Source organism: Mycobacterium sp. 1274756.6, assembly GCF_001668625.1.
Classification (GTDB): Bacteria; Actinomycetota; Actinomycetes; order Mycobacteriales; family Mycobacteriaceae; genus Mycobacterium.
Genome location: NZ_LZLJ01000038.1, coordinates 36,950 through 50,048, shown reverse-complemented (window position 1 = coordinate 50,048; position 13,099 = coordinate 36,950). Strand labels below are relative to the sequence as shown.

General features: G+C 69.4%; 11 protein-coding genes and 2 tRNA genes. 4 read left to right on the top strand and 9 right to left on the bottom strand.

Annotated features, from left to right (window positions below; all coding sequences use genetic code 11):
- Window positions 1-135 precede the first annotated feature (135 nt).
- The 4 genes from A5643_RS05170 to A5643_RS05155 all read right to left on the bottom strand — a co-directional run bounded on the left by A5643_RS05170 (window position 136) and on the right by A5643_RS05155 (window position 5,175).
- Window positions 136-459, bottom strand: coding sequence for a transglycosylase family protein (locus A5643_RS05170; protein WP_286143638.1), 324 nt, complete (start codon window positions 457-459; stop codon window positions 136-138).
- A gap of 978 nt (window positions 460-1,437) precedes the next feature.
- Window positions 1,438-2,085 carry a molybdenum cofactor guanylyltransferase gene (gene mobA, locus A5643_RS05165; protein WP_286143637.1) on the bottom strand — a complete coding sequence of 216 codons (648 nt, stop codon included), beginning with the start codon at window positions 2,083-2,085 and terminating at the stop codon, window positions 1,438-1,440.
- 4 nt (window positions 2,086-2,089) lie between these two features.
- Window positions 2,090-3,163 (bottom strand): 2-oxoacid:ferredoxin oxidoreductase subunit beta, encoded by a 1,074-nt coding sequence (locus tag A5643_RS05160; RefSeq protein ID WP_066852596.1) that lies wholly within the window; start codon window positions 3,161-3,163, stop codon window positions 2,090-2,092.
- Window positions 3,160-5,175: a 2-oxoacid:acceptor oxidoreductase subunit alpha gene (locus tag A5643_RS05155; protein WP_082948738.1), complete on the bottom strand. Its 2,016-nt coding sequence runs from the start codon at window positions 5,173-5,175 to the stop codon at window positions 3,160-3,162. Before A5643_RS05155 ends, A5643_RS05160 begins: the two co-directional genes overlap by 4 nt.
- A 342-nt stretch (window positions 5,176-5,517) precedes the next feature.
- On the opposite strand from A5643_RS05155, the gene fdhD reads away from it, so the two are divergent.
- Window positions 5,518-6,345 (top strand): formate dehydrogenase accessory sulfurtransferase FdhD, encoded by an 828-nt coding sequence (gene fdhD, locus A5643_RS05150; protein WP_066852594.1) that lies wholly within the window; start codon window positions 5,518-5,520, stop codon window positions 6,343-6,345.
- Between the two features lie 7 nt (window positions 6,346-6,352).
- On the opposite strand, the gene clpX is transcribed toward fdhD, so the two are convergent.
- Window positions 6,353-7,636: an ATP-dependent Clp protease ATP-binding subunit ClpX gene (clpX, locus tag A5643_RS05145; protein WP_066852592.1), complete on the bottom strand. Its 1,284-nt coding sequence runs from the start codon at window positions 7,634-7,636 to the stop codon at window positions 6,353-6,355.
- A gap of 247 nt (window positions 7,637-7,883) precedes the next feature.
- Between clpX and mmuM the strand changes: the two genes are divergently transcribed.
- Window positions 7,884-8,795 (top strand): homocysteine S-methyltransferase, encoded by a 912-nt coding sequence (gene mmuM / locus A5643_RS05140; protein WP_066852608.1) that lies wholly within the window; start codon window positions 7,884-7,886, stop codon window positions 8,793-8,795.
- Between the two features lie 78 nt (window positions 8,796-8,873).
- Here the strand turns inward: mmuM and A5643_RS05135 are convergent, their stop codons facing one another.
- The 4 genes from A5643_RS05135 to A5643_RS05120 all read right to left on the bottom strand — a co-directional run bounded on the left by A5643_RS05135 (window position 8,874) and on the right by A5643_RS05120 (window position 11,719).
- A complete protein-coding gene (locus A5643_RS05135) occupies window positions 8,874-9,509 on the bottom strand; it encodes an ATP-dependent Clp protease proteolytic subunit (RefSeq protein ID WP_066852591.1) in 636 nt (211 codons plus the stop codon).
- Window positions 9,506-10,108 carry an ATP-dependent Clp protease proteolytic subunit gene (locus A5643_RS05130; protein WP_066852589.1) on the bottom strand — a complete coding sequence of 201 codons (603 nt, stop codon included), beginning with the start codon at window positions 10,106-10,108 and terminating at the stop codon, window positions 9,506-9,508. The genes A5643_RS05135 and A5643_RS05130 overlap by 4 nt, the downstream gene beginning before the upstream one ends.
- Window positions 10,109-10,214: 106 nt before the next feature.
- On the bottom strand, window positions 10,215-11,606 hold the full coding sequence (gene tig / locus A5643_RS05125) for a trigger factor (RefSeq protein ID WP_066852587.1): 1,392 nt from the start codon (window positions 11,604-11,606) through the stop codon (window positions 10,215-10,217).
- A 36-nt stretch (window positions 11,607-11,642) separates the two neighbouring features.
- Window positions 11,643-11,719, bottom strand: a tRNA-Pro gene (locus tag A5643_RS05120).
- Window positions 11,720-11,817: 98 nt separating this feature from the next.
- On the opposite strand from A5643_RS05120, the gene A5643_RS05115 reads away from it, so the two are divergent.
- Together A5643_RS05115 and A5643_RS05110 are read left to right on the top strand one after the other, a co-directional pair.
- Window positions 11,818-11,888 (top strand) — tRNA-Gly (locus A5643_RS05115).
- A 28-nt stretch (window positions 11,889-11,916) separates the two neighbouring features.
- Window positions 11,917-13,095 (top strand): serine hydrolase domain-containing protein, encoded by a 1,179-nt coding sequence (locus A5643_RS05110; protein WP_066852584.1) that lies wholly within the window; start codon window positions 11,917-11,919, stop codon window positions 13,093-13,095.
- Window positions 13,096-13,099 lie beyond the last annotated feature (4 nt).

The window sequence follows — 13,099 nt, the reverse complement described above, 5'->3', positions numbered from 1 at the left end:
TCGGCCCTCCCGCCGGCCCGGCGCCCCCCGCGGCGCCCCCGCGCGGGGGGGGGGGGCGCGGGCCCCCCCCCCCCCCGGGGGGCCGGGGGGCCCCGCCCCCCCCCCCCCCCCCACCACCGGAAGGTCAGGGGTGGGTCAGCCCTGCCCCCCGCAGACCGGCCAGGCGCCGATGCCCTGGGACGCCAGCACGTTCTCGGCGACCCGGATCTGCTCGGCGCGGCTGGCGGTGTGGGGCAGGCCGCTGCCGCCGTTGGCGTACCAGGTGCCCGGAGCGAACTGCAGGCCGCCGTAGTAGCCGTTGCCGGTGTTAATCGACCAGTTGCCGCCGGACTCGCAGGCGGCGACGGCGTCCCAGTCGACGCTGTCGGCGTGCGCGGTGGCGGTGGCGAAGCCGACCGGGGCCAGCGCCATCCCGCCGGCGAGCGCGGTCATGGCCAAGGTCTTACGCAGGTGACGCAACATCGTTCCTTTCGCGGGGCGCGTGCCGAGGCCCGGCCTTGGCCGTGGCGCTGGACGGGGAGTCGGGACGTGCCCTCTCGGTCGGGCACGGCAGCAGGTGCGGGGTCTTGCCCGCCGGATTCGGTTCCGGCGACTGCGGGGTCCTCGGCGAGGCGCAGCCCTGCTCACACGCAGACTCGTGGTTGGAGTTTTTAATTTGCTCCGTATTCGGAACGAAAGGCACGCTAGAAGACCGTTGCGCAATACGTCATCTCGCCGACACGCCTATATCGTTTCGATAACGACGTGATCACGTTCGGATTATCGGATGATCTCTGCTGGTCAGCCGCACGTTTTCCGGCTGGCGGCCCCGGCGGCGGCCACGTTGATTTCGTGAGGCAACTCACCGCTATTTTGTGAGCCGGCACACAGGGTCAGGAGCGCTCCGCGCCGACTGCGGGCCGTCACCCGCGTTGATGGCCCTCGGGCACGCCCCGAAGAGTCGCCAGCGAGCCCTCAATGCCGCGCAGCGGGCTCGGGCACCGTCGCCGCCACCGGCACTCTATCGGCCGCGCACGGCGTGAATCCGTGCTTTTTGGGCGAGATTCTCGCCGTTTCCGGGCGGTTTCCCGCCGAATCCGCCAGTCCGGCCCGTGCGGGGAATCATTCAGCCGCCGGCCGCGGCGGCACGCCCCGCCGGATGCCAAACGGCGTTACTGCTGCCGATCGGGGCCGTCAAAACCGTGCTGCGCCAACGGCTTTAGCGGCCGCCCACAACGGCGAAGCAACGCCTGGGCAACGGATCGGTAACGGATCGGCAGCCATTCGGTGCACCACCATTCGTCGGCGCCGACAAATCGGCTGCCGCGAATAACGCATTCATTACGCAAACATTAATTACACCAAATGATTACGCCGCGTTACGACTAATTGGAGACAATTATGCCGGAAACGCGAATGATACTTTGACAGTCTTAGTGCTTGATTTGCTGGAAGAATTCAGCCGTGGCGTTTCCCCGCGGCCGCCGCACCGCCGTCGGCCGCCGGCCCCACCACCGGCAACGCGGCGAGATCGGCCGGCGAGTTCAGGTTCGTCAACCCCGCGTCCGCGCCGACCACGACGCGCTGGGTGTCCAGTCCGGCCACCAGCGCAGCCATCCGGCGTTCCCCGGCCGCCACCAGCGCGTCGATGCGGGACGCCACGGCGCAGCGATACACCGCGGCCAGGTAGTGGTCGCGGCCGTCCCAGGGCAACACCACGTCGGCGTCGACGCCGGCGGCCACCCCGGTCAGCGTGTCGATGAGGTCGATGCCGAGCAGCGGCAGGTCCACCGCGGCGACGAACGCGCGCTGCGCCCCGGCCGCGTCGGCGGCGCGCAGCCCCAGGCCGGTCGCCGGCAGCGGGCCGAGCCCGCCGACCTTGTCGTACAGCAGCTGCGCCGGCAACGCGGGCAGGTGCTGGCCGGGCGCGGCGACGACGAAGACCGGCCGGCAGCGGCGCCCCAGCAGCCCGACCAGATGCTCGACGAGGGTCAGCGACGACCCCGGCACCGGCAACGTGGCCTTGTCGCGGCCCATCCGGCGCGACGCACCGCCGACGAGCACGATCCCGGCCGGCACGGCCGGATCGCCCGTCGGCGGGGTCACCGCATCAGGCGACGGTCCAGGTGTCGCGACCGCGCAGCAGCGACTGCAGGGCGGCGGTGTCGTGCGGGGTGGCGTCCCGCGCCGCCTCGATCTGGTTGCGCACCTGGTCGTCGTAGGTGGGCTTGCTGACCTGGCGGAAGATTCCCATCGGGAAGTGCGCGAGGTTCTGTTCGGACAGCCGCGACAGCGCGTAGGCGTACGAGGAGTCCTCCAGGGTGGCGTCGTGCACCACGATCTGGTCGGCGGCGACGTCGGCGGTCTTGGCCACCTCGAGACCGTAGTCGGCCTTGACCACGCAGTACTCGCCGTTGGCGCCGAAGATGATCGGCTCACCCTGACGCACGTTGATCAGCCGGTCCTCCGAGCCCTCCTTGCGCAGCAGGTCGAAGGAGCCGTCGTTGAACACCGGGCAGTCCTGCAGGATCTCCACCAGCGCCGACCCGCGGTGCTGCATCGCACCCTCGAGCACCTCGGTGAGGCCCTTGCGGTCGGAGTCCAGCGCCCGGCCGACGAAGGTGGCCTCCGCGCCGATCGCCAGCGACACCGGGTTGAACGGGTTGTCCAGCGAGCCCATCGGGGTGGACTTGGTGATCTTGCCGGCTTCCGAGGTCGGGGAGTACTGGCCCTTGGTCAGCCCGTAGATGCGGTTGTTGAACAGCAGGATCGTGAGGTTGACGTTGCGCCGCAGGGTGTGGATCAGGTGGTTCCCACCGATCGACAGGGCGTCGCCGTCCCCGGTGACCACCCACACCGACAGGTCCTCGCGGGCCACCGCCAGACCGGTCGCGAACGTGGGGGCGCGGCCGTGGATGGAGTGCACGCCATAGGTGTTCATGTAGTACGGGAACCGGCTGGAGCAGCCGATCCCGCTGACGAACACGATGTTCTCCCGGCGCAGCCCCACCTGAGGCAGGAAGTTGCGGATGGTGTTGAGGATCGCGTAGTCACCGCAGCCCGGGCACCAGCGGACCTCCGAGTTGGAGTTGAAGTCCTTGGCCTTCTGCGGCTCGTCGGTCGTCGGGACGCTGCTGACGGCGGTCAGCCCCAGGTCCTTCCGGTGCGTGTCCAACTCGGTCATGCGATAGCTCCTGCTTTGCCCTCGATGGTGGCGGTGGCGGCCCGGGCCAGCCCGGGCTTCTCGTTCTCTTTGTCGCGCAGCGTTCCGTCCAGCGCGGCGGTGATGATCCCTTCGACCTCGTCGGCGAGGAACGCCCGGCCGGCAACCTTGGTCACCGACTGCACGTCGACCAGGTAGCGGCCGCGCAGCAGCAGCGCGAGCTGCCCGAGGTTCATCTCCGGGGTCACCACCTTCGGGTAGCGGGCCAGCACCTCGCCGAGGTTGGCCGGGAACGGGTTGAGGTAGCGCAGGTGCGCGTGGGCGACCTTGATGCCGTTGCGCCGCGCCCGTCGACACGCCTCACCGATCGGCCCGTAGGAACTGCCCCAGCCCAGCAGCAGCAGCTCGGCGTCGCCGGTGGGGTCGTCGACCTCCAGGTCGGGGACCTTGATGCCGTCGACCTTGGCCTGCCGCAGCCGGACCATCAGGTCGTGGTTGTTCGGGTCATAGGAGATGTCACCGGAGCCGTTGGTCTTCTCCAGCCCGCCGATGCGGTGCTCCAGACCGGCGGTGCCGGGCACCGCGAACTGCCGGGCCAGGGTCTCGGGGTCACGCGCGTAGGGCTGGAACGGCTCGTCGGGCTGGGCGAAGTCCCGTTCGATCGGCGCCAGCTCCGCCACGTCGGGAATGCGCCACGGTTCGGAGCCGTTCGCGATCGCCCCGTCGGAGAGCAGCACCACCGGGGTGCGGTAGGTCAGGGCGATCCGGACGGCCTCGATCGCGATCTCGAAGCAGTCCGACGGGGTGGCCGGCGCCACCACGGCCACCGGAGACTCGCCGTTGCGGCCGAACAGCGCCTGCAGCAGGTCGGCCTGCTCGGTCTTGGTCGGCAACCCGGTGGACGGACCGCCGCGCTGGACGTCGATCAACAGCAGCGGCAGCTCGGTGATCACCCCGAGGCCCAGCGCCTCGGATTTCAGCGACAGTCCCGGACCCGACGTGCTGGTCACGCCCAGCGCGCCGCCGTAGGAGGCGCCCAGCGCCGCACCGATGCCGGCGATCTCGTCCTCGGCCTGCAAGGTGACGACGTCGAAGTTCTTGTGCTTGGACAGCTCGTGCAGGATGTCCGAGGCCGGGGTGATCGGGTAGGTGCCCAACACCACCTGGGTGTCGGCGAGTTGGCCGGCGGCGATGATCCCGTAGGCCAGCGCGGTGTTGCCCGAGATCTGCCGGTACTCCCCCGGCGGCAGCTTGGCCGGCGCCACCTCGTAGGTGGTGCCGAACGCCTCGGTGGTCTCGCCGTAGTTCCAGCCCGCCTTGAGCGCCAGCACGTTGGCTTCGGCGATCTCGGGTTTGCGGGCGAACTTCTCCCGGATGAAGGTCTCGCTGGCCTCGACCGGCCGGCCGTACATCCACGACAGCAGCCCGAGCGCGAACATGTTCTTGGCGCGGGCGCCGTCCTTCTTGGTGGCGCCGATCGATTCCACCGCCCCGAGGGTCAGGGTGGTCATGGCGACCGGGATCACCACGTAGTCGGAGAGCTCCTCGGTCTCCAACGGGTTGGCCTCGTAGCCGATCTTGGCCAGGTTGCGCTTGGTGAACTCGTCGGAGTTGGCGATCACCAGCCCGCCGCGGGGCAGATCCTCGATGTTGGCCTTCAACGCGGCTGGGTTCATCGCGACCAGCACGTCGGGCCGGTCACCGGCGGTCAGGATGTCGAAGTCGGCGATCTGGATCTGGAACGACGAAACCCCGGGCAGGGTGCCCTGCGGCGCCCGGATCTCGGCCGGGTAGTTCGGCTGGGTGGCCAGGTCGTTGCCGAAGAGCGCCGCCTCGGAGGTGAACCGGTCCCCGGTGAGCTGCATGCCGTCACCGGAGTCTCCGGCGAAGCGGATGACGACTTTTTCGATTTTCTGCCGTTGCGGCTTGTTCGTGTCTGCCCCGTTTTTCGGCTGCACGCCGCTGCCTTTCTCGCTGGTCTGCGCGGCTTCGCGCGTCCGCGCGGAGCATCCGGCTGCCGCTGAGGGCGCCATCGGATCGGATGCCCGCCAAGTTTTATGTCACTGCCGGTACCGATTATTGCACTCTTCTTAGGGTTGCCTCGACGCCGACGCCCCGCGACACACCGTGCGTTTCCCAGGAACCGTCCAGCTCAGGGCGTCGATCCGGACGGTTTTTTCCCGTCGTTGTGGTTTTGGTCACTTTTGCTGGAATCCCAACTTTAAGAATCTGGTGTACTCGTGAGTAACATTTGCCAGCGCCCCCGGCGCACGCCTGCCGGGCCGGGCACCGGACCCCCGCAACGCACGCCGCGCCGGCCGCTACGGCCAAGATGGAACCATGGCGCAGGTGGCGAGCTCGAGAACGGAGCCGGTGTGGGACGACTGACGGCGCGGCGGCGTATCCAGCGCTACGGGGTCGCAGGCGCCGCGGAGCGCCTGGAGACCCTCGCGGTCGAGGAGCCGCTGGAGATCCGGGTCAACGGGGCACCGTTGACGGTCACCATGCGCACCCCGGGCAACGATGTCGAGCTCACCCAGGGGTTCCTGCTCACCGAAGGGGTCATCGGCGGCCGCGCGGACCTGCACACCGCCCAGTTCTGCGCCGGTGCCGACGGCGGGGACGGCCGCAACAGCTACAACGTGCTCGACGCGACGCTGGCGCCGGGGGTGCCCGACCCCGGCCCGGCCCTGCGGCGCCACTTCTACACCACCTCCGCGTGCGGGGTGTGCGGCAAGACGTCGCTGGATTCGGTGCTGCTGCAGAGCCGCTTCCGCCCCGCCGACGACCCGGTCACCGTCACCCCCGCCACCTTGACCGCGCTGCCGGACAAACTGCTCGCCGAGCAGGACGTGTTCGCCCGCACCGGCGGGCTGCACGCGGCGGCGCTGTTCGATGCGGCGGGCACTGCGCTGGTGGTCCGCGAGGACATCGGCCGCCACAACGCGGTGGACAAGGTGATCGGCTGGGCGGTCGAACAGAACCGGGTGCCGCTGACCGGCACGGTGTTGCTGGTCAGCGGGCGAGCGTCGTTCGAGCTGACGCAGAAGGCCGTGATGGCCGGCGTACCGATCCTCGCGGCGGTGTCGGCGCCGTCGTCGCTGGCGGTGGACCTGGCCGCCGAGGCCGGGGTGACGCTGGTGGCGTTCCTGCGCGGCGACTCGCTGAACGTCTACACCCGCGCGGACCGGATCCGCGGGTAACGCCCGGTCAGGCGGTCTTGTCGCGGCGCTCGGCGCGGGCCGGCTTGCGCGGCACGATCGTGGGCAGCACGTTGTCCTCGACCGTCTCCCGGGTCACCACGACCTTGGCGACGTCGTCGCGGCTGGGGATGTCATACATCACCGGCAGCAGGACTTCCTCCATGATGGCGCGCAGCCCGCGTGCGCCGGTGCCGCGGTGGATGGCCTGGTCGGCGATGGCCTCCAGCGCCTCGTCGCTGAACTCCAGCTCCACCCCGTCCAGGTCGAACAGCCGGATGTACTGCTTGACCAGCGCGTTCTTCGGCTCGGAGAGGATCTTGACCAGCGACTCGCGGTCGAGGTTGGTCACCGACGCGACCACCGGCAGCCGGCCGATGAACTCCGGGATCAGCCCGAACTTGATCAGGTCTTCGGGCATCACCTCGGCGAAGTGGTCGCTGGTGTCGATGTCGGCCTTGGAGTGCACCTCCGCACCGAAACCCAACCCGCGCTTGCCGATCCGGTCGGAGACGATCTTCTCCAGCCCGGCGAACGCGCCCGCGACGATGAACAGCACGTTGGTGGTGTCGATCTGGATGAACTCCTGGTGCGGGTGCTTGCGCCCGCCCTGCGGCGGCACCGACGCCTGGGTGCCCTCCAGGATCTTCAGCAGCGCCTGCTGCACGCCCTCCCCCGAGACGTCGCGGGTGATCGAGGGGTTCTCGCTCTTGCGGGCGATCTTGTCGACCTCGTCGATGTAGATGATGCCGGTCTCGGCGCGTTTGACGTCGTAGTCGGCGGCCTGGATCAGCTTGAGCAGGATGTTCTCCACATCCTCACCGACGTAGCCGGCCTCGGTCAGCGCGGTGGCGTCGGCGATGGCGAACGGCACGTTGAGCATCTTGGCCAGCGTCTGCGCCAGGTAGGTCTTGCCGCAGCCGGTGGGCCCGAGCATCAGAATGTTGGACTTGGTCAACTCGACCGCCTCGCCGGAGCGGGAGTCGCGGCCCTTGTCGCCGGCCTGGATGCGCTTGTAGTGGTTGTAGACCGCGACCGCCAGCGTCCGCTTGGCGGTGTCCTGGCCGATGACGTAACCGTCGAGGAACTCCCGGATCTCCGCCGGCTTTGGCAGCTCGTCGAGTTTGACCTCGTCGCCGTCGGCGAGCTCCTCCTCGATGATCTCGTTGCACAGGTCGATGCACTCGTCACAGATATAGACGCCGGGCCCGGCGATCAGTTTCTTGACCTGCTTCTGGCTCTTCCCGCAGAACGAGCACTTCAGCAGGTCGCCACCATCTCCGATGCGTGCCATGATGCTGGGCTCCCACTTTCCTGATCGCCGTCGGTCGGGTCTCGTCGCGCGTCTTGCCTCGACGCTACCCGCTTGCTGCGCCGCCGGGCGACTCATAACCGGAATCACCCCGACGGTATTGGTGCATGTCGAACCTATCGCTTCCTTCGGCCGCTCCCCGCGGGACGCGCCGCCGTGTCGCGGGCGTGTCGCCGGCGTGACCGAATCGCAAGGCGCGGCGCCTCCGCTCCCGCCTACAGTGGAGGCCGTGCGGTTCGCCGTGCCCAACGATACCGTGCTGATCAGCGACGGCGGTCTGGCAACCGAGCTGGAGGCCGCCGGATTCGACCTCACCGACCCGCTGTGGTCGGCGCGCCTGCTGCTGGACGCGCCGCAGTCGATCACCGCGGTCCACGAGGCGTTCTTCCGGTCCGGCGCGCAGATCGCCACCACCGCCAGCTATCAGGCGTCCTTTCCCGGCTTCGCCGCCCGCGGGCTCGACGAGCACCGGACCGCGGAACTGTTGGGCCGCAGTGTCGCGCTGGCGCGTGCGGCCGCGACCGCGGTGGGCGGTCACCGCTGGGTGGCCGCTTCGATCGGCCCGTACGGGGCCGCGCTCGCCGACGGTTCGGAATACCGCGGCCGCTACGGGTTGTCGGTGAGCGAGCTGACCGCCTGGCATCGGCGCCGCTTCGAGGTGCTCAGCGCCGCCGGACCCGATGTGCTGGCCTGCGAGACCGTCCCCGACGTCGTCGAGGCGGAGGCGCTGGCGGCGCTGGTGGCCGAGGGCGACCTGCCGGCGTGGCTGAGCTACACCGTCGACGGGCCGCGCACCCGGGCGGGCCAACCGCTGGCGGAGGCCTTCGCGGTGGCCGCGGAGGTGGACCGGATCGTGGCCGTGGGGGTCAACTGCTGCGCGCCGGACGACGTGCTGCCCGCGATCGCGATCGCCCGCGCCGTCACCGACAAGCCGGTGATCGTCTACCCCAACAGCGGCGAGCGGTGGGCGCGGCGCTGGGTCGGGCCGCGCCGGTTCCGGGCCGGTGAGGCGAACGCCTGGGTGGCGGCGGGGGCCCGCATCGTCGGCGGCTGCTGTCGGGTGCGCCCGGCCGACATCGCCGCGCTGGCCCGCCGGCTCGCCGCGCCCGCCGCGCGACCGAACCCGACGCCCAACGGGTAACGGCTGCGAAACAACGGCGCCGAACTCGCAGGCACAGCACGCTCGGCGCCCATGGCTGGACCGGGCGACGCGGGCGGGTCAGCCCTGCTGCGCGGAGAGCTTGCGGTACTCCAGCACCGTGTCGATGATCCCGTACTCCTTGGCATCTTCGGCGGTGAGGATCTTGTCCCGGTCGGTGTCCCTGCGGATCACCTCGGGGTCCTTGCCGGTGTGGCGGGCCAGGGTGGTCTCCATCAGGCTGCGCATCCGCTCGATCTCGGCGGCCTGGATCTCCAGGTCGGAGAACTGGCCCTGGATCACCCCGGCCAGTTGCGGCTGGTGGATGAGCACCCGCGCGTTGGGCAGCGCCATCCGCTTGCCCGGCGTGCCCGCCGCCAGCAGCACCGCGGCGGCCGACGCCGCCTGCCCGAGGCAGACGGTCTGGATGTCGGCGCGCACGTACTGCATGGTGTCGTAGATCGCCATCAGCGAGGTGAAGCCGCCGCCGGGCGAGTTGATGTACATGGTGATGTCGCGGTCGGGGTCCTGGGATTCCAACACCAGCAGCTGCGCCATGACGTCGTTGGCGGAGACGTCGTCGACCTGGGCGCCGAGGAAGATGATCCGCTCGTCGAACAGCTTGGCGTAGGGGTCGACGATGCGCTCCCCGAGGTGGGTGCGCTCGCTGAACTGCGGCAGAACGTAACGCGCCTGGGGCTGAAGATCAGGGTTCATGACGAGGCTCCGTTGGTGTGGGCGCGGGTGATGATGTGGTCGACGAAACCGTATTCCAGGGCTTCCTGGGCGGTGAACCAGCGGTCCCGGTCGGAGTCGGCCTCGATCCGTTCGATCGGCTGTCCGGTGAACTCGGCGTTGAGCCGGAACATCTCCTTTTTGATGACCGCGAACTGCTCGGCCTGGATCGCGATGTCGGCGGCGGACCCGGTCACCCCGCCGAGCGGCTGGTGCATCAGGATCCGGGCGTGCGGCAGGGCGTAGCGCTTGCCCTTGGTGCCGCCGGCGAGCAGGAACTCGCCCATCGAGGCGGCCATCCCCATCGCGTAGGTGGCGATGTCGCACGGCGACAGCGTCATCGTGTCGTAGATGGCCATCCCGGCGCTGATCGACCCGCCCGGGGAGTTGATGTACAGCGAGATGTCCTGGGTGGGGTCCTCGGCCGAGAGCAGCAGGATCTGGGCGCACAGCCGGTTGGCGATGTCATCGTCGACCTGCGAGCCGAGGAAGATGATGCGCTCTCTCAGCAACCGTTCGAAGACCGAATCGGCCAGGTTCAGCCCCAGCCCTTCCGACCGCATGTCCGTCACACCGCTCACCGTGGGATACCTGCTTTCTGCTTTGTGCTCTGTCCCGACACTAACCAACCGAACCGGGCCCGCACTCCCCCAACGCGCCCCGAATCCGCCGTGTTCGCTGACAGCGTCACGCCTCGTCGGCGTCGGTCGCTTCGGTCTCGGGCTCGGTCTCGGCCTCGGCGGGCGCCCCGTCCGGCGTGCGCCGGCCGAAGAACTCGCTGGTGTCGATGGTGGCGCCGGCGCTGTCGGTGACGGTGGCGCCCTCCACCACCGCGGCGATCGTCAGGCCGCGTCGCACGTCGGCGAACATCGCCGGCAGCTGGTTGTTCTGCTGCAGATAGGTCATCAGCTGCTGGGGTTCGATGCCGTACTGCTGCGACATCATCACCAACCGCTCGGTGAGGTCCTGCTGGCCGACCTGGATCTCCAGCTTGTCGGCGAGCGCGTCGAGCAGCAGCTGGGTCTTGACCGCCTTCTCCGCCGAGGAGCGCGCGTCGGCGTCGAACTCCTCGCGCGAGGAGCCCTGCTCGGCGAGGGCCTCGGCGAACTTCTCCTCGTCGTGGTCGAGGCCGTGGATGGCGTTGTGCACCGTGTCGTCGACCTGGGCCTGCACGACGGCCTCGGGCAGCGGGACCTCCACCTTCTCCAGCAGCTGCTCCAGGGCGGCGTCGCGGATCTTCTCCGCCTGCTGCACCCGCTTGGTGCGGCGCACCTGCTCGGTGAGGCTGTCCCGCAGCTCGCCGATCGTGTCGAACTCGCTGGCCAGTTGGGCGAAATCGTCGTCGGGCTCGGGCAGCTCGCGTTCCTTGACCGCGCCGACGGTGACGGTGACCTGCGCTTCCTTCCCGGCCTGCGGGCCGGCGGCCAGGGTGGTGGTGAAGACCTTGCTCTCCCCGGCCTTGAGCCCGACGATCGCCTCGTCGAGGCCGTCGATGAGCTGGCCGGAGCCGACCTCGTGGGAGAGCCCCTCGGTGGCCGCGTCGGCCAGTTCCTCCCCGTCGACGGAGGCGGACAGGTCGATGGAGACGAAATCACCGTCGGCGGCGGCGCGGTCCACCCCGGTCAGGGTGCCGAACCGGGCGCGCAGCGACTCCAGCTCGGCGTCGACCTCCTCCTCGCCCACCTCGATAGGGTCGACGGTGATCTGCAGCGCCTCGGCGGCGCTCAGGTCGATCTCCGGGCGCACGTCGACCTCGGCGGTGAAGACCAACTCCTCACCGTCCTCGAGCTTGGTGATCTCGATGTCGGGCTGACCGAGCGGCTTGACCTCGGCGTTGGCCACCGCTTCGCTGTAGCGGCTGGGCAGCGCCTCGTTGACCACCTGCTCAAGCACCGCACCGCGGCCGATGCGCGCCTCCAGCAGCTTCGCCGGCGCCTTGCCCGGCCGGAAACCGGGCAGCCGGACCTGCTTGGCCAGCTCCTGGTAGGTGCGGGTGAAGTCCGGCTCCAGTTCGGTGAAGGGCACCTCCACATTGATGCGAACCCGGGTGGGGCTCAACTGCTCGACGGTGCTCTTCACAGGCGTACTCCTCATGGTCGGTTGTGACGGTCACGCTGGTCGGGGTGACAGGATTTGAACCTGCGACCTTCCGCTCCCAAAGCGGATGCGCTACCAAGCTGCGCTACACCCCGCACTGATCACGCGATCCTACGGCCCGAGACCTCCACGCCGATGCTCGGCGTCGATTGGAATTGACGCCGGACGCGCCGTAGAGTCGCGCTGAAGTAATGCGGGCGTAGCTCAATGGTAGAGCCCTAGTCTTCCAAACTAGCGACGCGGGTTCGATTCCCGTCGCCCGCTCGAAGGGGGTCCCGCGACAGGAGACTGCGTGAACGACGTCGCCATCCACGGCTGGTGCGCGCCGACGTTCGAGCGGGTCGCCGCGGTGTTCGAGGAGAACTTCACCGTCCGCGGTGAATTGGGCGCCGCGGTCGCCGCGTTCGTCGACGGCGAACTGGTGGTGAACCTGTGGGGCGGCGCCGCCGGTGCGCACCCGTGGACACCCGACACGCTGTCGACGGTGCTGTCCGGAACCAAGGGATTGACCAGCACCTGTGTGCACCAGCTGGTCGAGCGCGGCGAGTTGGCGCTGGACGCGCCGATCGCCCGCTACTGGCCGGAGTTCGGTTGCGCCGGCAAGCAGGACATCACGTTGGCCATGGTGCTCAGCCACCGCTCGGGGGTGATCGGGCCGCGCGAGCCGATGCCGTGGCGCGACGTCACCGACTGGGATCTGGTGTGTGAGCGCGTCGCCGCCGCCGAGCCGTGGTGGGAGCCGGGCACCGCGCAGGGCTACCACATGACCACCTACGGGTTCATCATCGGTGAGGTGGTCCGCCGGGTCACCGGCGGCACCGTCGGCGACTATCTGGCCCGCGAGATCGCCGGGCCGCTCGGCGCGGAGGTGCACATCGGGGTGCCGGTGGCCGAGCAGCGCCGCCGCTGCGCCGACCCGGTCGACAAGCCGTCGATCCGCCAGATCCTGGCCGCCGTCGGCGCCCCCGACCACCCGACGTCGCTGGCCGAGCACCCCAAGGCGGGGTTGGCGATCGCGATGGGCTTCGCCCCCGACGACGAAATCGCCACCAACGACCTGGAGTTGTGGCGGGCGTTGGAATTCCCGGGCACCAACGCGCAGGTGTCGGCGCTGGGGATGGCGACCTTCTACAACGCGCTGGCCCAGGAGCAGTTGCTCAGCCGCGCGCACATGGACCTGATCCGGGTTTCGCAGGGCGGCTTCGATACCGACCTGGTGCTGGGGCCGCGGGTGGCCGATCACGGTTGGGGCCTGGGCTACATGCTCAATCAGCGGTGTGTGAACGGGCCCAATCCGCGCATCTTCGGTCACGGTGGGCTGGGCGGCTCGTTCGGGTTCGTCGATCTGGAACAGCGCATCGGCTACGCCTACGTGATGAACCGGTTCGATGAGACCAAGGCCAACGCCGATCCGCGCAGCGTCTGCCTCTCCGACGAGATCTACCGGGTGCTCGGCGTCATCACCGACTGACCAC

Excerpts from the sequence above, each read along its gene's own strand:
- A5643_RS05155 (WP_082948738.1), bottom strand. The coding sequence starts at position 5,175 with ATGGCGCCCTCAGCGGCAGCCGGATGCTCCGCGCGGACGCGCGAAGCC.
- clpX (WP_066852592.1), bottom strand. The coding sequence starts at position 7,636 with ATGGCACGCATCGGAGATGGTGGCGACCTGCTGAAGTGCTCGTTCTGC.
- A5643_RS05160 (WP_066852596.1), bottom strand. The coding sequence starts at position 3,163 with ATGACCGAGTTGGACACGCACCGGAAGGACCTGGGGCTGACCGCCGTC.
- A5643_RS05135 (WP_066852591.1), bottom strand. The coding sequence starts at position 9,509 with ATGAACCCTGATCTTCAGCCCCAGGCGCGTTACGTTCTGCCGCAGTTC.